This window comes from Microbacterium sp. Clip185, assembly GCF_028743715.1.
GTDB lineage: Bacteria > Actinomycetota > Actinomycetes > Actinomycetales > Microbacteriaceae > Microbacterium.
On sequence record NZ_CP117996.1, the window covers coordinates 1,159,888 to 1,180,699 of the forward strand.

The 20,812-nt window shown below is 71.0% G+C and carries 20 protein-coding genes; 13 read left to right on the forward strand and 7 right to left on the reverse strand.

What is annotated here, in order from left to right:
* Positions 1-15 precede the first annotated feature (15 nt).
* Positions 16-393: a DUF1844 domain-containing protein gene (locus tag PQV94_RS05485; RefSeq protein ID WP_274288228.1), complete on the reverse strand. Its 378-nt coding sequence runs from the start codon at positions 391-393 to the stop codon at positions 16-18.
* Between the two features lie 242 nt (positions 394-635).
* On the opposite strand from PQV94_RS05485, the gene infC reads away from it, so the two are divergent.
* The 8 genes from infC (at position 636) to PQV94_RS05525 (ending at position 6,299) form a co-directional block, all read left to right on the forward strand.
* Positions 636-1,289, forward strand: a complete 654-nt coding sequence (gene infC / locus PQV94_RS05490) for a translation initiation factor IF-3 (RefSeq protein WP_243227224.1) — start codon at positions 636-638, stop codon at positions 1,287-1,289.
* A gap of 52 nt (positions 1,290-1,341) precedes the next feature.
* On the forward strand, positions 1,342-1,536 hold the full coding sequence (rpmI, locus tag PQV94_RS05495) for a 50S ribosomal protein L35 (protein WP_243227225.1): 195 nt from the start codon (positions 1,342-1,344) through the stop codon (positions 1,534-1,536).
* 29 nt (positions 1,537-1,565) lie between these two features.
* Complete coding sequence (gene rplT / locus PQV94_RS05500; protein WP_137416599.1) at positions 1,566-1,952, forward strand: 50S ribosomal protein L20; 387 nt, start codon at positions 1,566-1,568, stop codon at positions 1,950-1,952.
* Positions 1,953-2,029: 77 nt separating this feature from the next.
* Positions 2,030-2,830: a TrmH family RNA methyltransferase gene (locus tag PQV94_RS05505; protein ID WP_274287776.1), complete on the forward strand. Its 801-nt coding sequence runs from the start codon at positions 2,030-2,032 to the stop codon at positions 2,828-2,830.
* A 91-nt stretch (positions 2,831-2,921) separates the two neighbouring features.
* Positions 2,922-3,710, forward strand: coding sequence for an amino acid ABC transporter ATP-binding protein (locus PQV94_RS05510; protein WP_443192710.1), 789 nt, complete (start codon positions 2,922-2,924; stop codon positions 3,708-3,710).
* Between the two features lie 49 nt (positions 3,711-3,759).
* The gene (locus tag PQV94_RS05515; protein WP_274287777.1) at positions 3,760-4,674 is read left to right on the forward strand and encodes a glutamate ABC transporter substrate-binding protein; all 915 of its coding nucleotides are present in this window, start codon (positions 3,760-3,762) and stop codon (positions 4,672-4,674) included.
* A gap of 69 nt (positions 4,675-4,743) precedes the next feature.
* Positions 4,744-5,391, forward strand: a complete 648-nt coding sequence (locus PQV94_RS05520; protein ID WP_274287778.1) for an amino acid ABC transporter permease — start codon at positions 4,744-4,746, stop codon at positions 5,389-5,391.
* Positions 5,388-6,299 (forward strand): amino acid ABC transporter permease, encoded by a 912-nt coding sequence (locus PQV94_RS05525; protein WP_274287779.1) that lies wholly within the window; start codon positions 5,388-5,390, stop codon positions 6,297-6,299. The genes PQV94_RS05520 and PQV94_RS05525 overlap by 4 nt, the downstream gene beginning before the upstream one ends.
* Positions 6,300-6,301: 2 nt before the next feature.
* Here the strand turns inward: PQV94_RS05525 and PQV94_RS05530 are convergent, their stop codons facing one another.
* From PQV94_RS05530 to PQV94_RS05550, 5 genes are read right to left on the reverse strand one after another with little or no spacing between them, the layout of a single operon-like run.
* Entirely contained in the window at positions 6,302-6,898 is a 597-nt protein-coding gene (locus tag PQV94_RS05530) for an energy-coupling factor transporter transmembrane component T family protein (RefSeq protein WP_274287780.1), read from the reverse strand.
* Positions 6,892-7,578, reverse strand: coding sequence for an energy-coupling factor ABC transporter ATP-binding protein (locus PQV94_RS05535; protein ID WP_274287781.1), 687 nt, complete (start codon positions 7,576-7,578; stop codon positions 6,892-6,894). The genes PQV94_RS05530 and PQV94_RS05535 overlap by 7 nt, the downstream gene beginning before the upstream one ends.
* Positions 7,575-8,699: a thiolase family protein gene (locus PQV94_RS05540; protein WP_274287782.1), complete on the reverse strand. Its 1,125-nt coding sequence runs from the start codon at positions 8,697-8,699 to the stop codon at positions 7,575-7,577. Before PQV94_RS05540 ends, PQV94_RS05535 begins: the two co-directional genes overlap by 4 nt.
* On the reverse strand, positions 8,692-9,816 hold the full coding sequence (locus PQV94_RS05545) for an AMP-binding protein (RefSeq protein WP_274287783.1): 1,125 nt from the start codon (positions 9,814-9,816) through the stop codon (positions 8,692-8,694). Before PQV94_RS05545 ends, PQV94_RS05540 begins: the two co-directional genes overlap by 8 nt.
* Positions 9,786-10,391, reverse strand: a complete 606-nt coding sequence (locus tag PQV94_RS05550; protein WP_274287784.1) for a biotin transporter BioY — start codon at positions 10,389-10,391, stop codon at positions 9,786-9,788. The genes PQV94_RS05545 and PQV94_RS05550 overlap by 31 nt, the downstream gene beginning before the upstream one ends.
* Before the next feature lie 51 nt (positions 10,392-10,442).
* Between PQV94_RS05550 and PQV94_RS05555 the strand changes: the two genes are divergently transcribed.
* From PQV94_RS05555 to PQV94_RS05575, 5 genes are all read left to right on the forward strand, one after another.
* Positions 10,443-11,075: a TetR family transcriptional regulator gene (locus PQV94_RS05555; protein WP_274287785.1), complete on the forward strand. Its 633-nt coding sequence runs from the start codon at positions 10,443-10,445 to the stop codon at positions 11,073-11,075.
* 11 nt (positions 11,076-11,086) lie between these two features.
* On the forward strand, positions 11,087-12,133 hold the full coding sequence (pheS, locus tag PQV94_RS05560; RefSeq protein WP_274287786.1) for a phenylalanine--tRNA ligase subunit alpha: 1,047 nt from the start codon (positions 11,087-11,089) through the stop codon (positions 12,131-12,133).
* A complete protein-coding gene (gene pheT, locus PQV94_RS05565; RefSeq protein ID WP_274287787.1) occupies positions 12,133-14,652 on the forward strand; it encodes a phenylalanine--tRNA ligase subunit beta in 2,520 nt (839 codons plus the stop codon). The genes pheS and pheT overlap by 1 nt, the downstream gene beginning before the upstream one ends.
* A gap of 108 nt (positions 14,653-14,760) precedes the next feature.
* Positions 14,761-17,637: an MMPL family transporter gene (locus PQV94_RS05570; RefSeq protein WP_274287788.1), complete on the forward strand. Its 2,877-nt coding sequence runs from the start codon at positions 14,761-14,763 to the stop codon at positions 17,635-17,637.
* On the forward strand, positions 17,634-19,481 hold the full coding sequence (locus PQV94_RS05575; protein ID WP_274287789.1) for a YhgE/Pip domain-containing protein: 1,848 nt from the start codon (positions 17,634-17,636) through the stop codon (positions 19,479-19,481). Before PQV94_RS05570 ends, PQV94_RS05575 begins: the two co-directional genes overlap by 4 nt.
* Positions 19,482-19,497: 16 nt before the next feature.
* Here the strand turns inward: PQV94_RS05575 and PQV94_RS05580 are convergent, their stop codons facing one another.
* On the reverse strand, positions 19,498-20,628 hold the full coding sequence (locus tag PQV94_RS05580; RefSeq protein WP_274287790.1) for an AAA family ATPase: 1,131 nt from the start codon (positions 20,626-20,628) through the stop codon (positions 19,498-19,500).
* Positions 20,629-20,812 lie beyond the last annotated feature (184 nt).

The following is a 20,812-nucleotide window of genomic DNA, read 5'->3' on the forward strand; positions in this document are numbered from 1 at the left end:
GCCGACCGCATCCGCTCAGGTGACGGGGCCGGTCCACTTCTCGCCCGGCCCCTTGCCGATCGGGTCGGGGATCATCGATGCCTCACGGAACGCGAGTTGCACCGAGCGCAGGCCGTCGCGCAGCGACCGCGCGTGCATGTCGCTGATCTCGGGTGCGCCCGCCGTGATGAGACCCGCGAGGGCGTTGATGAGTTTGCGCGCCTCATCGAGGTCGGTCTGGGTGTCGGGGTCGTCGGCGAGACCCACCTTGACGGCTGCGGCGCTGAGCAGGTGCACGGCGGTCGTGGTGATGACCTCCACCGCGGGCACGTCTGCGATGTCGCGGGATGCGGCATTGGCCGCGGCCTCCTGACGCTCCCAGCGCTCCTGATTGGCGCGTGCCTGCGCGTCGATGTCGGCGGCCTGGTCGTACGGAGTCGAGTCCACGTTGCTCTTTCTGCTAAAGTAGGCGAGCACCGGAGCGTCTGCTCCGATCGAAAGAGGATCACATCCCACCCGCGCTTGCCGCTCCAGGCTACCGGGTCATTGCACTCCGCCTCCTCCTGAGGGGGCAGTCAGGGTGCGAGAAAGCCGGCGCCTCGCGTCGTGCCGGGTGGCGTGGTCTTCTTCCGCCCGGGAATGTCGTCGACTTCCCGGTGGCCCCATCCGCTACGTCAGAGGAGTTCCGCATCAGCGATCCCCGCACCAACGACCGCATCCGCGTTCCCGAGGTCCGCCTCGTCGGACCCGCGGGTGAGCAGGTCGGCGTCGTCCGCATCGAGGTGGCGCTGCGCCTGGCCCAGGAGGCCGACCTCGATCTCGTCGAGGTGGCCCCGAACTCGAAGCCCCCCGTGGTCAAGATCATGGACTACGGCAAGTTCAAGTACGAGGCTGCGCAGAAGGCCAAGGAAGCGCGTCGCAATCAGGCCAACACCGTCCTCAAAGAGGTGCGTTTCCGCCTGAAGATCGAAGCTCACGACTACATCACCAAGCTCAAGCGCGCCGAGGGCTTCTTGCAGGCCGGCGACAAGGTCAAGGCGATGATCCTGTTCCGCGGGCGCGAGCAGTCCCGTCCTGAGCAGGGCGTGCGTCTGCTGCGCAAGTTCGCAGAGGATGTCGCCGAGTTCGGCACCGTGGAGTCCAACCCCACGATCGACGGACGCAACATGGTCATGGTGGTCGCCCCGCACAAGAACAAGTCAGAGGCGAAGGCGGAGCAGAACGCTCAGCGCGCGGCGAACAAGGAAGCCGCCCGTCAGGCACGCACCGGGGATGCCCCGGAGCCTGCCACCGCAGACGCGGCCGAGTAAGGCCACACACCTGATCCCGCGCCACGCGGGAGTCACAACGAAGGAAGAGAAGATGCCGAAGCAGAAGACCCACTCGGGTGCCAAGAAGCGCTTCAAGCTGACCGGAAGCGGAAAGCTCATGAAGCAGCAGGCGAACATGCGCCACAACCTCGAGGGCAAGTCGAGCCGTCGCACCCGTCGTCTGAACCAGGAGCAGGTCCTGGCTCCTGGCGACGCCAAGCAGGCCAAGAAGCTCCTCGGTCTCTGATCGCCGACGCACGTAAGTAAGGGAAAGAAATGGCTAGAGTCAAGCGGGCAGTAAACGCCCACAAGAAGCGTCGCGTCATCCTCGAGCGCGCCTCCGGTTACCGTGGTCAGCGTTCGCGCCTGTACCGCAAGGCCAAGGAGCAGGTCACCCACTCGCTGGTCTACGCGTACCGTGACCGTCGCAAGCGCAAGGGCGACTTCCGCCGCCTCTGGATCCAGCGCATCAACGCCGCTGCCCGCCAGAACGGCATCACGTACAACCGCTTCATCCAGGGCCTCGGCCTCGCGGGTGTGCAGGTCGACCGCCGCATCCTGGCCGAGCTCGCCGTGAACGAGCCCGCCACGTTCGCGTCGCTCGTGGCGACGGCGAAGGCGGCTCTGCCGACCGACGTCAACGCCGCCAAGGCCTCGGCGTAATCAGAACACCCCGAAGGGGCGTCCTCTTCGCGGAGGCCGCCCCTTCGGCGTGCCTGCGTCACCCCTAGACTGAGAACGTGCTGGAGAATCCCCGATCCCCACGCGTTCGCGCCGTCGCCAAACTCGCCAAGCGGGCTGCCCGCGACGAGACGGGCCTATTCCTTCTCGAGGGCCCCCAGGCGGTGCGCGAGGCCCTCGCCTTCCGACCCGAGAGCATCGTCGAGCTGTTCGCGACCCCGACCGCTCTCGAGCGACACCAGGATCTGCGCGATGCTGCGGCCGAGGCTGGGCTCGAGATCGAGTACACGGCCGAACCGGTGCTCGAGGCGATGGCCGACACGGTCACGCCGCAGGGGATCGTAGCCGTCGCCCGCCAGTTCCCGACGTCGCTGCGCGATGTCCTGGCCGCCGGCCCCCGCCTGCTCGCGATCTGCGAGGAGGTGCGCGACCCGGGCAACCTCGGCACAATCATCCGTGCCGCGGATGCGGCGGGTGCCGATGCGGTGGTGCTGACCGGCCGCACGGTCGACCCCTACAACCCGAAGGTCGTGCGCGCGACCACGGGATCGCTCTTCCACATCGCCCTCGCGCGCGCCGGCGAGCTCGAGACCGCCGTGACCGCCATCCGCGGGGCGGGGCTGCGCGTGGTCGCCGCCGATGTCAAGGGCGACGACCTGCTCGAGGCGCGGGCTGCGGGCCTGCTCGCGCAGCCGACGGCATGGCTGTTCGGCAATGAGGCCCGCGGGCTGGAGGACGCGGCGCTCGAGCTCGCGGATGCGGCGCTGCGCCTGCCGATCTACGGCAGCGCGGAGTCCCTCAACCTCGCCACGGCCGCGAGCGTGTGCCTTTACGAGTCCGCCTTCGCACAGCGCAGCTGACGCGTCGCCCGGGCCGGGCGAACGTTAGAAGTCGGTGAGAGATCCGTCAAGAGGTCACATTGTGCGCTGGGGCGATTGATAGTCTGTCCAGATGACGCCCTCGGATGCCGCGCCCCCGACTTCGAACATCACCGTGCGTCGGGGCGACCCGCTGGTCGTGCTCAGCGACGTCCAGAAGCACTACGGCGACTTCCAAGCCCTCACCGACATCGACCTCACCGTCAACCGCGGCGAGGTCGTGGTGGTCATCGGGCCGTCCGGTTCCGGCAAATCGACGCTGTGCCGGACGATCAACCGCCTCGAGACGATCACGAGCGGCACCATCACGATCGACGGCGAGAAGCTGCCGAGTGAGGGCAAGCAGCTTGCGGCGCTGCGAGCCGACGTCGGCATGGTCTTCCAGTCGTTCAACCTCTTCTCTCACCTCACGATCCTCGAGAACGTCACACTGGGGCCGATCAAGGTCAAGGGCATGAAGAAGGCGGACGCCGAGCGCGAGGCCAAGACGCTGCTCGAGCGTGTCGGGGTGGCCCATCAGGCGAACAAGCTCCCCGCCCAGCTCTCCGGCGGCCAGCAGCAGCGCGTCGCGATCGCCCGTGCCCTCGCGATGACACCGAAGGTCATGCTCTTCGACGAGCCCACAAGCGCGCTGGACCCCGAGATGATCAACGAGGTCCTCGACGTCATGACCTCGCTCGCCGAGTCCGGCATGACCATGATCGTCGTGACCCACGAGATGGGCTTCGCGCGCAAGGCCGCCGATCGCGTCGTCTTCATGGCCGATGGGCGCATCGTCGAAGAGGCAGCGCCCGACACGTTCTTCACGTCGCCCAAGAGCGAGAGAGCGAAGGACTTCCTCTCCAAGCTCATCACCCATTGACCTCGAGACGTTCTTCCCGCACCAATCCCCCCACAGCAAGGAGAGAGAAATGCGCACCACACGACTGACCGCCCTTCTGGGACTCGCGGCCGTCGCGACCCTCGGCCTCACGGCCTGCAACAGCGGATCACCGGCCCCGGGCGGCGCTGCCGGCGGCTCCGAGGGAACCGACGAGAGCTCGGTCTGGTTCGAGACCGCGAGCGACGTCTCGCTCGAGGGCAGCCCCACCTTCGACCGCATCACCGAGCGCGGTGGAGTGATCGTCGGCGTCAAGGAGGACCAGCCAGGACTCGGCTTCCTGGACGTCACGACCAACGAGCGCACCGGGTTCGACATCGACATCGCCCGCTGGATCGCCGCATCCCTCGGCTACGGCGAGGAGGACATCACCTTCCAGCCCATCGCCTCCGCGAACCGCGAGCAGGCGATCGTGAACGGCGACATCGACTACTACGTCGGCACCTACTCGATCACGGACAAGCGCAAGGAGCAGATCGACTTCGCCGGCCCCTACTTCATCACGGGCCAGGGCCTGCTGGTCGCCAGCGACAGCGACATCGCCAGTGAGGCGGACCTCGGCCCCGACACCAACGTGTGCTCCGCCACCGGTTCCACCCCGATCCAGAACATCAAGGCGAACTTCCCCGGGGTGCCCACGACCGAGTTCGACGTCTACTCGGCCTGCGTCGAGGCGTTGCTGAACGGCCAGGTGGATGCGGTCACGACCGACCAGGCCATCCTGATCGGCTACGCGGCCCTGTACCCCGACGAGCTCAAGGTCGTCGGCGAGCCCTTCAGCGAGGAGCGCTACGGCGTCGGCCTCGAGAAGGGCGACACCGTCCTGCTCGAGCACATCAACGAGATGTTCACCGACGGCGGCGACATCTGGCAGGCCATCTTCGACAAGAACCTCGGTGCGTCCGGGATCACCGTCGAGCAGCCCGCGGTCGACGCAGCCAGCTGACAGACCCCGAGGTGAGGGCGGTCTCCCCGGTGGGGCCGCCCTCACCGGATCACGGTAAGGACCTCTGAGATGAACGTGATCGTCGACAACCTCGACATCTGGGGCATCGCACTGCGCAACACGTTGCTGCTCTTCTTCGCGGGTGCGGCCATCGCGCTCGTGCTGGGCACGCTCGTCGGCGCGATGCGCGTCTCCCCGGTGCCGATCGCCCGCGCCGTCGGCACGGTGTACGTGAACATCGTGCGCAATACTCCGCTCACGGTCATCTTCTTCTTCTTCGCTTTCGGATACCCGGCCCTGGATCTGCCGAATCCGGGCTATACGGTGCTCGCGATCTGGGCGCTCGGCATCTACACCGCCACGTACGTCGCCGAGGTCCTGCGCTCCGGCATCAACACGGTGCCCGTCGGTCAGGCGGAAGCCGCTCGGGCGCTCGGGCTGACGTTCGGGCAGGTGATGACGCTCGTGATCATGCCGCAGGCGTTCCGTTCGGTGGTGCCGCCCATGATGAGCGTGCTCATCGCGCTGCTCAAGAACACGACCATCGCCGCCGGCTTCTCGGTCGCCGAACTCGGCGTCATCCGTGCGAACCTCAGCGAGCGGGGCGAGAACGCGCTCGTGGTGCTGCTGTGGGTCGCGGCCATCTTCGTGGTGATGGTGCTGGTGCTCTCGCTGGTCCAGCGACGACTCGAGAACCGATGGAGGGTGGCGCGATGAGCTCCGTTCTGTACGACCTGCCGGGCCGTCGCGCGATCATCCGCAACCGGATCATCGGCGTCATCACCGTGCTCGTCATCCTCGGTCTCGGCGGTTTCGTCGTCTACCGATTCATCGAGACCGGTCAGTTCTCCGCCGAGAAGTGGTACATCTTCACCTTCACCACGGTGTGGGAGCAGATCCTCGCGGCCACGGGACGCACGCTGGCCGCGTTCGCCGCCGCCGCCGTGGCTTCGATCGTTCTCGGATTCGTCCTCTCGCTGGGCCGCATGTCCGATCACGCGTGGGTGCGCTGGCCGGCCACGGCGATCATCGAGCTGTTCCGTGCCGTGCCCGTGCTGATCCTCATGATGCTGCTCTACTACGGCCTGCCCGTCGTGGGGGTGCGTCTCGAGGCCTACTGGGCCGTCGTGATCGCACTCGCCGTGTACAACGGCTCCGTGCTCGCGGAGGTCATCCGCGCGGGCGTCGAGTCGCTGCCTCGCGGACAGAGCGAGGCAGGCTATGCCCTGGGGCTGCGCAAGGCCGGCGTGATGCGTCTCATCCTGCTCCCGCAGGCCGTCCGCGCCATGCTGCCGGTGATCGTCGCGCAGCTCGTCGTGACGCTCAAGGACACGGCGCTCGGCTACATCATCACCTACAACGAGCTGCTCTACTACGCCCGGCTCATCGGCACGCAGGCCCAGTACGACCGACCCATCCTGCAGGCCGGCATGGTGGCGGCCGCGATCTACATCGCCCTGTGTCTCGTGCTCGCCGGCATCGCCAAGTGGGTCGAGGTCCGGATGCGTTCCTCGCAGCGCGCCGGCCGGGGGACCCAGCCCGGGGCGTTGGCTCGGGCGACCACCGACACGGAGGTCATCGCGGCGCAGCGAGGCGCCGGCAAGTACGACTCCAGCGCCCTCTGAGCTCAGCGCACGCCGCGTGCCGTCAGCGCCTCGCCGAGCTCATCGGCGTGCTTGAGGGCGAGAACGAGGAACGGCACGACGAAGAAACGGATGCCGCCACCCGCGCCGCGGGCGCGCTGCGCCTCGCGTACCTGATGCGCCAGGCGGATGAGGGTGGGAACGGCGCCGAACGCCACGACCAGCAGGAGGGCGGCGCGGCCCGGGTCGCGTCCGATGACGCGCAGCGGCGCCAGCGCGCGTTCGAAGACCTCCAAGAGGGCCGTGACGGGCGTCGTGAGGGCGAGCAAGGCTGCCAGCACGACGGCCGAGACGATGCGCACCGTGCCGATCGTCGCCGCCTCCGGCCCGAGGAAGATCACCTGCCCCACGAAGCTCATCACGACGAGGAGTCGAAGCGCCCAGACCTGCCGCGCCAGCTGCCCCCATCCCGTCCCGGGGACTGCGTAGCAGAGCAGACCGAGACCCGCGGAGACGGCGCACGAGAGCCACGTGGCGGGCAGAAGCGATACCGCGAGCACGAGAAGCAGCAGCAGAAGCGTCTTGGGCCCGGCCGGCATCCGATGCCACGGCCCAGTGCCCGGTCGGTACAGGCTCAGCATCCGAGACTCGTCGCGTACTCGCGCACGATGTCCCGCGCCTCGCCGACGGCGACCACTCGGCCCCCTGCCATATGCACGGCCACCTCGCAGCGCTCGGCCAGAGCGAGGTCGTGGGTCACGAGGAACAGGAGATGGCCGGTGTCCGCGAGGAGATGGTCGGCGACGATCCGGGCGTTGCGGCCGTCGAGGTAGGCGGTGGGCTCGTCGGCGATGACGAGATCCGGTTCTCGCACGAACGCGCCGCACAGGGCCAGGAGCTGCTTCTGTCCGCCCGAGAGATCGTGCGCCGAACGGTCGCCGAGGTCGGTGAGCCCGAAGCGGCTCAGCGCCGCGTTCACCCGGTCCGTCCGCTCGGCGCGAGGCATCCTCTCGCCGCGCAACGAGAAGGCGACGTCCTCGGCGACGGTCGGCATGACGATCTGTGCGTCGGGGTTGCTGAAGACGACCGCCACCCGGCGACGGAGCTCGGCTGCATCGCGGACGGGGTCGAGCTGCAGCACGTCGGCGGTTCCGGCGGTCGGTGCGACGAGGCCGCCGACCACCCGCGCGAGCGTCGACTTGCCGGAGCCGTTGTCGCCCACGACGGCGACCGTGCGCGCATCGAGAACCAGATCGAGATCGCGGAGCACCTCGGTATCGCCGAGTCGCACTCCGAGTCGCTCCAGGCGGATCGCGTTCATCTCACCACCTCGACGACCATTGCGACGCCCATGCCCCCACCCACGGATGCGGCGGCGACACCGATGCTCCCGGACGGGCGTCCGGCGCGTACCAGCCGCGAGAACAGCCGCACGAGCGCGACCGCACCGCTCGCACCCCAGGGGTGCCCGAGCGCGAGCGCTCCGCCGTCGGCGCAGACCCTGGCATCGTCGTCGGCCAGCCCCAGTCGGCCCAACACCGCGAGGGATTGCGCCGCGAACGCCTCGACGATCTCGAACGCCTCGACCTGCGCGAGTGGGGTGCCGGATGCGGCCAGCGCCGCCTCGATGGCCGGGGCCGCGCCCAGGCCGGGATAGGCCGGGTCGACGCCGACGACGGCGTGCGCGCGGACGAGGAGTCCCGGCACGTGTGCCACCCGCGGCGCGCTGACGAGGGCGACCGCGGCTGCCCCGTCGCCGATACGCGTGGCCGTGCCGGCCGTCACGGTGCCGTTCTCCCGCAACGGCGTGAGTCGGGGCAGAAGCGCCAGCGCGCCGCCGACGGCGTCATCGGCGCTCACGCCCTCGATCGGGACGATCTCCGCCGCGAAGCGCCCGGCCTCCTGAGCGGCGACCGCGCGCCGGTGGCTGCGGGCGGCCGCCGCATCCTGACGCTCGCGGTCGATGTCGTCGAGACGGGCGAGTGCGTCGGCGGCGTCGATCATGTCGGGGTCGGGCCAGCCGGTCGGCGCGAACGGTGCGCGCTCGAACGAGATTCCGTCGATGCGTCGTTCCGGAGCCGTCGACGCGCTCTCGACCCCGCCCGCCAGCCGGGGGCGCTCGTCACCGGCAGCGATCGCCTTCGCGGCCTCGATGACCGCGGCCAGCCCGCTGCCGCACTGCCGGTCCAGCGTCGCACCCGGAGTGCGCACGCCGAAGCCCGCGGCCAGCGCGGCGAGGCGGGCGGTGTTGCCGCCCGGTCCGCGACAGTTGCCGAGGACCACGTCTGCCACGTCTATCGGCGCGCCCATCGCGCGAGCCGCATCGTCGGCCGCGGCGCGCAGCACCGGCGCGGCCAGTCGATCGGCGCTCACCTTCGCGAGCGCCCGGCCCCGCGTGGTCAGCGGGGAGCGGCGCGCCGCCACGATCAGCACGTCAGACACGGGGCACCTCTCCTGACGCCAGTCGTCGCTCCACCTCGGCGCGGGCGATCTTGCCGGATGAGGTGCGGGCAATCGTACCGGCGAACCACAGGCGCGGCCGGTGAGCCGGTGCGAACAGGCGGGCGGACGCCGCGCGCAGCGTCGCCGCGTCCACGGCGCCGGGATGTGCGGGTTCGATCAGGGCGGCAACGAGTCGGCCGACGCCGGGCGCGGGCAGGCCGACGACGACGGCGTCCGCCACGCCGTCCACGGTGCGCAGCACCCTTTCGAGCTCCGAAGGGATGACGGTCGCTCCCGCGGTCTGGATGGCGTCGTCCTCTCGCCCCGCCACCCTCAGCCGGCCGCCCTCCATCCTCCCGCGATCGCCGACGCTGGCCCATGCGCCGTCGCGCCGCAGCGGACCGGGCCCGCCCAGGTAACCGAGCGCGGTGTAGGCGGAGCGCGCCCAGATGACGCCACCGCGCACGGCGATCTCCACGCCGGGGAACGGGCGCAGGCCCCGTCCGTCGTCGTCGTACGCGACGAAGGACAGCTCTGCTGCGCCGTAGTACTCGACGACGCGGATGCCGCGGGCCAGGGCCGCGGCCCGCGTGTCGGCGGGTAAGGGCATCCCGCCGACGAGTGCCGCGCGCAACAGCGGCGCGCGCTCCGAGGCGAGGACCGCGGCGAGGTGGGTGGGCGTGCCGTGGAAGAGGGTTGCGCGCGAGCTGGTGGCGGCGAGTTCGGGGGCGGGGCCGCTGGTCAGCGCGTGGACCAGGGAGAAGAGCGTCAGTGACGAACTCGGCGGGGCGGGCAGCAGCACGATGTCGCCAGGGCGCGCGCCGAGCAGCCGCTCCACGGCCGGGAAGGATTTCGCCCAGGAGGCATCTGTGCGCACCACGACACGCGGTGCGCCCGACGTGCCGGAGGTGAGAGCCGCCCAGTGGGCGCCGGCGGGCGCGGGCGTCTGCGAGAGGAGCGAGAGGACTCCGACGCGGACCTCTGCGGGCCAGCGTTCGTCGAGCACCAGCGGGATGCGGCCCGATCGTCGCGCCAGGGCGAGGCGTGCCGGAGCATCGCGCGCCTCGATCGGAACGACGAAGCAGCTCACGCGGCGGCGACCGCCGGGGCGCGCCACTGCCGCCGGAAGGCTCGCGGGTACCCGCGCACGAGGGTGCCGACGATCAGCGTCGTCACGACGGCCTTGACGATATCGCCGGGCAGGAACACGAGGCCCGACAGCGCCGCCTCGCCGAGGCCGATGCGCAGCACGAGAGCCTGCACCGGGATGCCGACGGCGTAGACGACGAGCACGCCCCCCACAAGGGTGCCGAGGAACGTGCGCCACCAGACCGGACGGCGCCCGGCGGCGTGCACGATCAGTCCGATGACCACCGCACCGACGAGCCAGCCGAGCAGATATCCACCCGTCGGGCCGAAGAAGACCCCGATGCCGCCCCGCCCGCCCGCGAGCAGCGGCAGGCCCGCGGCGACGAGGGCGAGCACTGCGGTGACGGAGAGCGCGCCGACGGCCGGGCCGAGGATCGCGCCGGCGAGCATGACCCCGAGTGTCTGTGCGGTGATGGGCACCGCGCCGAAGATGGTGAACGCGCCGGGGACGCCCAGCACGGCGATGACGGCGGCGAAGACGCCGGCCCTGGCGATGTCGGTGGCGTCGAGACGGCGGCGCACCGCGGGGACGAGCGCGGTCATGGATCCTCCTGAACGGCGTTCATGTGAACACTGTTCAGGTACAGTACCCGCATGACGGCCGACGGCTCAAACTCCTCTCGCGCGCCCCGTCGCTCGAAGACGGACGTCGTGGATGCGGCCCTCGTGCTGCTCGATCGCGTGGGGCTGCCGGACTTGTCTATGCGCCGCCTCGCGGATGAGCTCGGCGTACAGCCGAGCGCGTTGTACTGGCACGTGGAGAGCAAGCAGGAACTGCTCGCCGCCGTCAGCGCGCGCATCCTCGCCCCGGTCACCGAGGACGCCTCGTTCGCCGCGACGGTGCAGCCGGGTGAGGCGGCACGGGTGCTGGGGGAGCGCCTCCATGACCGATTGCTCGCTCATCGCGACGGGGCCGAAGTCGTCTCGAGCTCCCTCGCGCTCGGGCTCGTGGATTCGCCCCTGCATCTCGCGCTCGCCGAGCGCTATCCGGATGCCGGGCAGGCGCCGCAGGTCCTGGCCGACGCCGTCACGCACTTCGTCGTGGGATACACCTTCCACGAGCAGCAGCGCACCGCGGCCGACACCTTCGGGGCCGTGGCCCGTACCGCCGCGCTCACGCCGGCCGACGCGACGAGCGGGCGTGCGGATCCCTTCGCCGCGGCGCTCGGGCTCATCACCGCCGGGGCGGAGCTCCCGGCCGCTTCGGAGTACTCAGCGCGCCGGTAGACTCGATCACCGTGTCCGACGCACCCCAGAACGAGATCACCCCTGATGCGGTGAGCGCCGCGGTCGACGAGGCGCTGGCCGCCATCGCCGCAGCCGCAGACTCCGCCGCCCTCAAGGCCGCGCGCAGCATCCACGCCGCAGAGGGATCGCCGCTCGCGCGGCTGAACGCCCGCCTGCGCGACGTCCCGAACGAGCGCAAGGCCGAGTTCGGCAAGCTCGTCGGCCAGGCCAGGGCACGAGTGAACCAGGCGCTCGCCGCCCGCGAGGCGGAGATCGAGACGGCAGAGACGGCGGCGCGCCTCGAGGCCGAGCGGGTCGACATCACGGCGATCCCTGTGCGCACGCGGGTGGGGGCGCGGCATCCGCTGACGCTCCTGCAGGAGCAGATCGGCGACATCTTCGTCGGGATGGGATGGGAGATCGCGGAGGGGCCCGAGCTCGAGCACGAGTGGTTCAACTTCGACGCTCTCAACTTCGACGTCGATCACCCGGCGCGTCAGATGCAGGACACGTTCTTCGTCGACCCCGTCGACCGCCACCTCGTCATGCGCACCCACACGAGCCCCGTGCAGGTGCGGTCGATGCTCGAGCGCGAGCTTCCGATCTACGTCGTGTGCCCCGGGCGGGTGTATCGCACCGACGAGTTCGATGCCACCCACCTTCCGGTCTTCAGCCAGTTCGAGGGACTCGTGATCGACAAGGGGATCACGATGGCGCACCTGAAGGGCACGCTCGACCACGTCGCGCGCCAGCTGTTCGGGCCGGAGGCGAAGACGCGCTTCCGCGCCAACTACTTCCCCTTCACCGAGCCCAGCGCCGAGCTCGACCTCTGGCATCCCACCTTCAAGGGCGGCGCCCGATGGATCGAGTGGGGCGGATGCGGCATGGTCAACCCCAACGTCCTGCGAGCGGCGGGCATCGACCCGCAGGAGTACTCCGGCTTCGCCTTCGGTATGGGTATCGAGCGCACGCTGATGTTCCGCAGCGACGTGCAGGACATGCGCGACATGGCCGAGGGTGATGTGCGATTCAGCGAGCAGTTCGGGATGGTGGTGTGATGCGCGTTCCGCTGTCGTGGTTGCGTGAGTTCGTCGAGGTTCCTGCCCAGGCCTCTCCCGAGGACGTGCTGGCCGCGTTCGTGCGGGTCGGCTTCGAGGAGGAGGACGTCCACCGCTTCGAGTTGCAGGGACCGATCGTGGTGGGCGAGGTGCTCTCCTTCGAGGAGGAGCCGCAGTCCAACGGCAAGACGATCCGGTGGTGCCAGGTGCGTGTCGCTCCCGAGGGCGAGACGGCCGCCGACGGCGGCGCCGACATCCACGGCATCGTCTGCGGCGCCCACAACTTCTTCCCCGGTGACAAGGTCGTCGTGACCCTGCCCGGTGCGGTGCTTCCCGGGCCTTTCCCGATCGCGGCGCGCAAGACCTACGGTCACGTGTCCGACGGGATGATCGCCTCTGCGAAGGAACTGGGGCTCGGCAGCGAGCACTCCGGCATCCTCCGTCTCGTCGAGCTCGGCATCGATGCGCCGGTGGGAACCGATGCGATCTCGTTGCTGGGTCTCGATGACATCGCCGTGGACATCAACGTCACCCCGGATCGCGGCTACGCACTGTCGATCCGCGGCGCGGCGCGCGAGTACTCGCACGCGACGGGCGCGGCCTTCCGCGATCCCGCGGACCGGCCGATCGACGACCCGGGTACGGGCTTCCCGCTCGCCGTGAACGACGAGAACCCGATCCGCGGCCGCGCGGGCGTCACGGAGTTCGTCGCCCGCGTCGTGCGCGGCGTCGACGCGTCCCGACCCACGCCGCCGTGGATGATCACGCGTCTGACGCTGGCTGGCATCCGTTCGCTCGGCATCCTGATCGACATCACCAACTACGTCATGCTGGAGCTCGGCAACCCGATCCACGGCTACGACCTCGACAAGCTGACCGGCGGGATCACCGTGCGCCGGGCGCGGGCGGGGGAGAAGCTCGAAACCCTCGACGGGACCGTCCGCACGCTGGATGCCGAGGACCTGCTCATCACGGACGACTCGGGCCCCATCGGCCTCGCCGGTGTCATGGGCGGCGCCGCCACCGAGATGACCGATGCCACCACCAACGTGCTGATCGAGGCGGCGATCTTCGACCAGGTGTCGATCGCCCGCACCGCGCGGCGCCACAAGCTGCCGTCGGAGGCGTCGCGTCGCTTCGAGCGCGGCGTGGATCCGGCGGTGCCGTACGCTGCCGCGCAGCGCGTGGTCGAGCTCATGGTGCAGTACGCCGGCGGCACGGCCGATGCGACCGGCGCTGCCCTCGGCGCGGAGCTGGAGCGCGAGGCCATCGCGCTCGAGTACGACTTCGTGCCGGGTCTCATCGGCGTCGACTACACGCGCGAGCAGATCGTCGCCGCGCTGGAGCTCATCGGGGCCACGGTGCACGACACCGGCTCGGCCTGGTTCGTCGATGCGCCGACGTGGCGCCCCGACCTGACCGACGCGTGGACGCTCGCCGAGGAGGTCGCTCGCATCGAGGGATACGACCGCATCCCCTCGGTGCTGCCGGTCGCGCCCTCGGGACGAGGCTGGACCCCGGCGCAGCAGGGCCGTCGCCGTGTCTCGAACGCGCTCGCCGCGGCGGGATACGTCGAGACGCCGTCGTTCCCGTTCGTCTCGCGCGAGCAGAACGACCTGCACGGCAGTGCCGAGGGGTCGCCGATGCCCAGCATCAAGCTGGCCAACGCGCTCGATTCGCAGGCGGCCTATCTGCGTCGCTCGCTCGTGCCGGGCCTGCTGCAGGTCGCGCACCGCAACGTCGCGCGTGGACTGGTGGATCTCAGCCTGTTCGAGACCGGCTCCGTGTTCCTTCCCGAGCCCGGCATCACGTACGGGACGTCGTTCGTGCCGCCGCTGGCGGTGCGACCGGATGCGGCCACGCTCGCGCAGCTCGACGGCTCCATCCCGCCCCAGCGCCGCCACGTGGCCGTCCTCGTGGCGGGCGCCGTCGCGCCCAAGCAGCCGGGACGCGCCGCAGAGGCGGCGGGTCTGACCGAAGCGCTTGACGCGGTGCGCGTCATCGCGGCCGCGGCGGGCGTGGAGGTGACGATCGCGCAGGGCCAGCGTGCGGCCCTGCATCCGGGTCGTACCGGCATCGTCTGGGTCGACGGCACCGCCGTGGGTTACGTGGGAGAGCTGCTGCCGGCCGTGTCCGAGGCCGCTGACCTGCCGGGCCGCATCACGGTGGCCGAGCTGGACCTCGACCTCCTCGTCGAGATCGCGGGATCGCGCGTCGTCGCCGCGTCGCTGTCGGGATACCCGGCGGCAACGCAGGACGTCTCACTCGTGGTTCCCGCCGACGTCGCCGCCGCGGATGTGCGCGCTGCGCTCGTCGACGGAGCCGGCGCCCTCCTCGAGTCGGCGCGGCTCGTGGACGACTACCGCGGTCAGGGTGTGGATGAGGGATCGAAGAGCCTGACCTTCGCGCTGCGCTTCCGCGCGGCAGACCGCACGCTGACCTCGGCGGAGGCGACCGAGGCGAAGCTCGCGGGTGTCGCCGTCGCGGCCGAGCGGTTCGGAGCCGTCCTGCGCGACTGAGCTCCGCAGAGATCGCCCGCCACATGGTGTGGCGCGGGGAAACGGTACCGCTACCCTGAGCACGTGCACGCGCGATGATGCGCGCGCCCGGGGGAAGGGCGTCTGGGGATGTCATCGTTTCTGTTCCGCGTGGGCGGCTTCGCCGTGCGCATGCGTTGGGCGGTCATCGCCGCCTGGCTCGTTCTCGCGATCGGCGGTGGGGTGCTGTCGCAGGCGCTCGGGGGGACCCTCGCGTCGACGTTCGAGATTCCCGGGACGCCGTCGCAGCAGGCGCTCGACCAGCTCGAGCAGCGTCTGCCGCAGCTGAGCGGTGCGAGCGCGCGCGTGATCATCGTCGCGCCCAGCGGGAGCACGATCACGGCCGAGGCGGATGCGGTCGCGACCGCGTGCGAAGACCTCGCCGTGGTCGACGGTGTGGCGGGAGTCACATGTCCCGTCGCGATGTCGGCCTCCGGTGCCACCCCGGCATCCGCGGGGGAGCCCGCGCAGATCTCTCGCACCGGCGAGATGGCGTTCATCACCGTGCAGCTGAGCGTCGCCGCCACCGACATCGACGACACCCTGGTCACAGCTATCGAGAAGGCCGCGCAGCCCGCCGCATCCGGCGGGGCGACGTTGGCGTACTCGGGACTCGCGGCGAGCACGCAGGGCGGTGTGGACTGGACCGAGATCGCCGGTATGGCGATCGCGTTCATCGTCCTGGCCATCACCTTCGGCGCCGTCGTGGCCGCGGGCGTTCCGCTGGTGACGGCCGTCATCGGGGTGACCGTGGCCTCCAGCGCGATCCTCATCGTCGCGGCCTTCGCCCCGGTCTCATCCACTGCGCCGCTGTTGGCGACGATGCTCGGACTCGCCGTCGGCATCGACTACGCGTTGCTGATCGTCTCGCGGCACCGGGCTCAGCTGGCGGAGGGGCTGGACGTGCGCGAGTCGATCGCCCTCGCCATCGCCACCGCAGGAACCGCCGTCGTGTTCGCCGGGCTCACCGTCATGATCGCGCTCGTCGGCCTGGCGGTCGCGGGCATCCCGTTCCTCACGGTCATGGGGCTCGGCGCCGCGGTCGCCGTGCTGGCCGCCCTCGCGGTCGCCGTCACGCTCCTCCCGGCCGTCCTCGCGGTGCTGGGCCGTGCGGTGCGTCCGCGGGTGCGTCCTCGTGCGACGTCGCGCTCCTCGCGACCGCCGGCCTGGGTTCGGATGGCGACCCGGGTTCCGGCGGCCACGATCGGAGTGGTCGTGATCGCGCTGACGGTGGTCGCCAGCCCCGCGTTGAGCCTGCGTCTGACTCTGCCGGATGCGGGGTACGACCCGCCCTCGTCGCCGGCGCGCATCGCGTACGACCTGCTCGACGAGGGCTTCGGCCCGGGGTTCAACGGTCCGCTGCTGATCACCGCGGACATCTCGCACACCCTGCAGGTGCAGGACGCGCTCGACGCGCTCGACGACGCCTTCTCGAACATCCCCGACGTCGCGGTCGTCTCGAAGGCGTTCACGAACGAGGCCGTGGACCTCGCCGTTCTCAGCATCACCCCCGCAAGCTCGCCCTCCTCGGACGCGACCACACAGCTCGTCCAGACTCTCCGGGACGACGAACCCGCCTTCGTCGCTGCCCACGGTTTCGGCTACGCCGTGACGGGGCAGACGGCGCTCGCGATCGACATCTCCGACCGGCTGGGGGCGGCGCTGCTGCCCTTCGGCATCGTGGTCGTCGGGCTGTGCCTCGTGCTGCTGACGATCATGTTCCGTTCGATCGCGGTGCCGCTGTCGGCGACCCTGGGATACCTGCTGTCCGTCGCCGCGGCGCTCGGAGTGACCTCCGCCGTGTTCGAGTGGGGCTGGGGTGCAGATCTGCTCGGGGTGGGAAAAGTCGGTCCCGTCATCAGCTTCCTGCCGATCCTCGTCATGGCCGTGCTCTTCGGCCTGGCGATGGACTATCACGTCTTCCTCGTCTCACGGATGCGGGAGCAGTACGCGACGACGCGGGACGCCCACGGCGCCGTCCTCGGCGGATTCAGCGCCTCCGCCCGGGTCGTGACGGCGGCGGCGCTGATCATGTTCTCGGTGTTCTTCTCGTTCGTGCCGGGAGGCAGCGCGATCATCCAGCCGTTGGCGACCGCACTCGCCGTCGGTGTGCTCATCGATGCGTTCGTCGTGCGGATGACCCTCGTACCCGCCGTGATGGCGCTGCTGGGTCACCGGGCGTGGTGGCTGCCGGCGTGGCTCGCTCGCGTGCTGCCCGACGCCGACATCGAAGGCGAGGCCGTCGAGCGGATGCGCGCGCAGCGCGCTCGGCTCGCCGCGCGCGCGGACGGCGGTGCCGCCGGCGACGGGGTGCTCGCGCACGGCGTGACGATCGGTGCCGAGCGGGTCTCCGATCTCGTCGCGCCCCGCGGGGCGGTCGTGCTCGTGGAGGGCTCCACGTCGGTCGCAGCGCGCTTCGTGGCCGCCGTCGCCGGCCGCACAGCGGACATCGAGGGCGATCTCGTCGTCCACGGGCACGTGCTGCCCTTCGAACGCGCGGCGGTGGCCTCGCAGGCCGCGTACGTGCCCGCCGCCCCCGAACGCGCCGACGCGAGCGCGCTGGAGGAGTACCTGCGCAGAAGCCTTCGCGCCGATGGCGTCGGTGTGCTCCGGACGCGCGGCGCGGTGGTCCGCGCCGCGTCGACGTTCGACGCTCTGCTGGCGGTGGTCTCGGGGACATCCGCGCACACCGTGACCGAGAGGACGCCGATGGGCCAACTCAGTGACGCCGAACGCTGGGCTGCCGACGTCGCCGTCGCCGCGACCAGCGGCGTGGCGCTCGTGGCGATCGACCTCGGCGACCGCGCCGACGCGCAGGCTCTCTCCGAGATCGTGGTCGCGGCGATCGATCCGGGTATCACGATCGTCCTCGGCTCCAGCGGGGCGCGCATCGACGCGTCCCCTCTCCGGCCCGTCTTGCGCCTCGACGCCCTCGAGCGGGTCGCGAGCGAGGGGGGACCGCGATGACGACGTTGTGGAGCCTGATCGCCGCGCCCGCGCGCGGACAGCGGCGCTGGCAGCTCGCCGCCGTGCTCATCCTGGTCGTGCTCGCGCCGTTGGCGATCGTGCTGACTCTCGTGCCTTCGACCGACGAGCGCCCACCCGTGGCGCTGGTCAACCAGGACTCCCCGATCCTCACCGGACCCACGCCCGTGGCTGCGGGCAAGCTCCTGACCGAGAACCTCATCACCTCGGTGCCCTCCGTGAAGTGGATCCTCACCGATGCGCAGACCGCCCGGGAATCGCTCGCGAACGGCGATGTGCTGGCCACGGTCACGATCCCGCCCGATTTCTCGGCGCACGTGACGACGATCGGATCCGCCACGCCGCAACAGGCGGAGCTGACCGTGCAGACCTCCACGCAGCACGGCTACCTCGGCGGAATCGTCGCCGAGGCGCTGTCGGCGAGCCTTCCCGCCGGCGTCGCCGCCCAGCTCACCCAGCAGTACGTCACCGGAACGCTCTCGGCCATGTCGCAGATCGGCGCCGGCATGGACCAGATGGCCCAGGGTGCCTCCGCGATCACCGGTGGACTGACCCAGGCGCAGAGCGGCGCAAGCGCGCTGCAGACCTACACGCTCCAGCTGGCGGACGGATTGCGGACCATGGACGGCGTGCTCTCCGAGCTGCCCGCGGGCGCGCGAGGGCTCGGCGACCTCACGGCAGCCGGGGCCGTCGCATCGGGGGATCTCTCGCTGCGTCTCGCGGAGCGCGCGCTCGGAGCGGGTGCGGCCGATGCTGCCCAGCGGGACGTGCAGACGCGCCTGGCCGCGCTCGCCGCCTTCTCGGCGCAGCTGACCCCGGCGCAGCAGCAGGAGTTCGCGGCACTTCTGTCTCCCACGAGGGACGCCGCCGACGTCGTCTCGGCCCTGCTGGCCGGCCAGTCCGACGCGCTCGGCAAGGACGCGGAGACAGCGGCGGCGGTCGCTGTCGGCGCGGGCGCGATCTCCGCCGTCAGCGGCCCCGTGGCCGACGGCCTCGGCCGCCTGTCCACCGCGCTGGGATCCGCCGCCTCCGGAGCGGACGGACTCGCGCAGGGCAACGGTCAGCTCGCTGCGGCGCTCGGAACCCTGGGGGAGGGCAGCGGGCAGCTCGCCCAAGGCCTCGACTCGGCACAGGCGGCGATTCCCCGCTACGACGCCGACCAGCAGAAGCAGATCGCCGAGGTGGTCGCCAGGCCGATCGGCGTCGACAGCACCACGACGACGGGACCCCGAAGCGCCGTCGCCTCATCGATGGCCGTCTTCGGGCCGGTGGCGCTGTGGATCGGAGCGATCGGCGTGATGCTGGCGCTGCTGCCCTTCGCACGTTCGGCGCTGACCTCCGCCGCATCCGCGCTGCGCCTGGCGCGCTCCGCGGCGGTGGTCATCGTGACCGTCGCTCTCGCGCAGGCCGTCCTCGTGTGGGGCGCCGTGGCGCTGTCGGGCGTGGCCCCGGAGCGTGCGCTTGTGGCCGCGGGGCTGACCGCGGTCACCGCGGTCGCCTTCGCTCTCGTGCATCAGGGCCTGGTCGCGTTCCTCCCGCGAGCCGGTCTCGTCGTGTCGCTCGTGCTGCTGGGGCTGCAGGTGATCGCGGCGGGAACCCTGGCCGCGCCGGGAACCACGCCCGCCGCGACGGGCCCGCTGGCGGGCCTGCCGTTGAGCCTCGCCCTGCAGGGGGCGCAGGCGCTCGTGGGCGGCTCGCTGCACGCGGTGCTGAACGCCGCCATCGGCTTGGTGCTGTGGGGAGCGGTCGGCGCGCTCGCGACGGTGTTGGCGATCCGCCGAGCGCGGGTGCGTGCGCTGGCCGCGTCCGTTCTCGCGCGAGCCTGATCCGCACAGCCTGCGCTCAGCGGCTGCCCCAGTTCCACGCGGGGACGTCCAGGAACCCCTGCCCCTCGATGATGGTGCCGTCCCCGGTGCGCGCCAGGCGGTGCGCGAGGGCGCCGCCGTCCTCGAGCCGGCGAGCGAGCTCGGCCGCGTGGGTGACCACCATCACCTGGGTGCGCCGCGAGGCGGAGACGATGAGCTGCGCGAGGGGGTCGAGCAGGCTCGCGTGCAGACTCGCCTCGGGCTCGTTGAGCACGGTCAGCGGCCCCGGAGACGCGGGCAGGAGCGCGGCGCACAGCAGCAAGTAGCGCAGGATGCCGTCGCTGACCTCGGCGACGTCGAGCGCGCGCAGCAGACCGGGCTGGCGCACCCGGAGCCGGAGCCGCCCGTCGTCCGCGTCGACCTGCACCCGCATCCCGGGGAAGGCGCGTTCTACCTCCGCGTCGAGGGCGTCGCCGGCACCCGCTTCGCGCACGCTCGCCCAGAGGGCCGCGACGTTCTCCCCGCCGTGGGAGAGCGCCCGGGTACGCGTGCCCACTTGCGGCGAACGCGCGGGAGCATCCGCATCCACGCGGAAGTGGTCGTAGAAGCGCCAGTTCGCGAGCGTCCGTCGCAGCGTCAACAGCTCGGGGCCGGTGTCTCCGTCGGCGAGGTCGACGAGAATGCTCTCGAAGGGAGCCAGCGACTGGTCGAGCGTGACCCAGGAATCCTCGCGCACGCGCGTCGCGCTGCGGCGCCGATCGATGAGCAGAGACGACGGTTTCGCGACCGCGCCGGCGAACACCTGCTCGCGCTTGATCTCCGGGTCACGGGCGAAGAGGCTCCGGCCGTCGGTCTGGGGCAGGCCGAGGTCGACCAGATAGCCGAGCTCGTCGGCGGAGAAGCCCAGCCGCACGGCGACGGGGTTCCGTCGCAGGGTGCCCTCACCGCCACCGTGCTCGGGGCCGGCCCACAGCAACGACGACAGGCCGCCCTCGCGTGCGACGGCCGCGACCATGCCGCCGGTGGCTGCGCCTGCCAGCAGGCGCAGGGCACGGTAGAGGTTGGACTTGCCGGTGCCGTTCGCGCCCGTCACGACCGTGAGTCGCGCGAGCGGCACGGCGACATCGCGCAGCGAGCGGTACCCGGAGACGGCGATGGTCTGCAGCATCGCCCCAGTCTGGCAAGGGGGTGCGACGTGCGCCGATTTGCGGATGCGGTGCGCGCGCCGCTATCGTCGCCGCATGTCCTCGGCCCGGTTCCACAGCGCACAGCGCGTGGTCGTGCGCCGACGTCTGGGAGACCGCCGAATCTAGGCGATGCGTGCCGCACCGGTCCGGGTGCGCGGGCGTCGC

Bases quoted from the DNA above. Each gene is read 5' to 3' on its own strand.
- rpmI (WP_243227225.1), top strand. From the start codon at position 1,342: ATGCCGAAGCAGAAGACCCACTCGGGTGCCAAGAAGCGCTTCAAGCTG.
- rplT (WP_137416599.1), top strand. From the start codon at position 1,566: ATGGCTAGAGTCAAGCGGGCAGTAAACGCCCACAAGAAGCGTCGCGTC.
- PQV94_RS05510 (WP_443192710.1), top strand. From the start codon at position 2,922: ATGACGCCCTCGGATGCCGCGCCCCCGACTTCGAACATCACCGTGCGT.
- PQV94_RS05515 (WP_274287777.1), top strand. From the start codon at position 3,760: ATGCGCACCACACGACTGACCGCCCTTCTGGGACTCGCGGCCGTCGCG.
- PQV94_RS05520 (WP_274287778.1), top strand. From the start codon at position 4,744: ATGAACGTGATCGTCGACAACCTCGACATCTGGGGCATCGCACTGCGC.
- PQV94_RS05525 (WP_274287779.1), top strand. From the start codon at position 5,388: ATGAGCTCCGTTCTGTACGACCTGCCGGGCCGTCGCGCGATCATCCGC.
- PQV94_RS05530 (WP_274287780.1), bottom strand. From the start codon at position 6,898: ATGCTGAGCCTGTACCGACCGGGCACTGGGCCGTGGCATCGGATGCCG.
- PQV94_RS05535 (WP_274287781.1), bottom strand. From the start codon at position 7,578: ATGAACGCGATCCGCCTGGAGCGACTCGGAGTGCGACTCGGCGATACC.
- PQV94_RS05550 (WP_274287784.1), bottom strand. From the start codon at position 10,391: ATGACCGCGCTCGTCCCCGCGGTGCGCCGCCGTCTCGACGCCACCGAC.
- PQV94_RS05555 (WP_274287785.1), top strand. From the start codon at position 10,443: ATGACGGCCGACGGCTCAAACTCCTCTCGCGCGCCCCGTCGCTCGAAG.
- pheT (WP_274287787.1), top strand. From the start codon at position 12,133: ATGCGCGTTCCGCTGTCGTGGTTGCGTGAGTTCGTCGAGGTTCCTGCC.
- PQV94_RS05570 (WP_274287788.1), top strand. From the start codon at position 14,761: ATGTCATCGTTTCTGTTCCGCGTGGGCGGCTTCGCCGTGCGCATGCGT.
- PQV94_RS05575 (WP_274287789.1), top strand. From the start codon at position 17,634: ATGACGACGTTGTGGAGCCTGATCGCCGCGCCCGCGCGCGGACAGCGG.
- PQV94_RS05580 (WP_274287790.1), bottom strand. From the start codon at position 20,628: ATGCTGCAGACCATCGCCGTCTCCGGGTACCGCTCGCTGCGCGATGTC.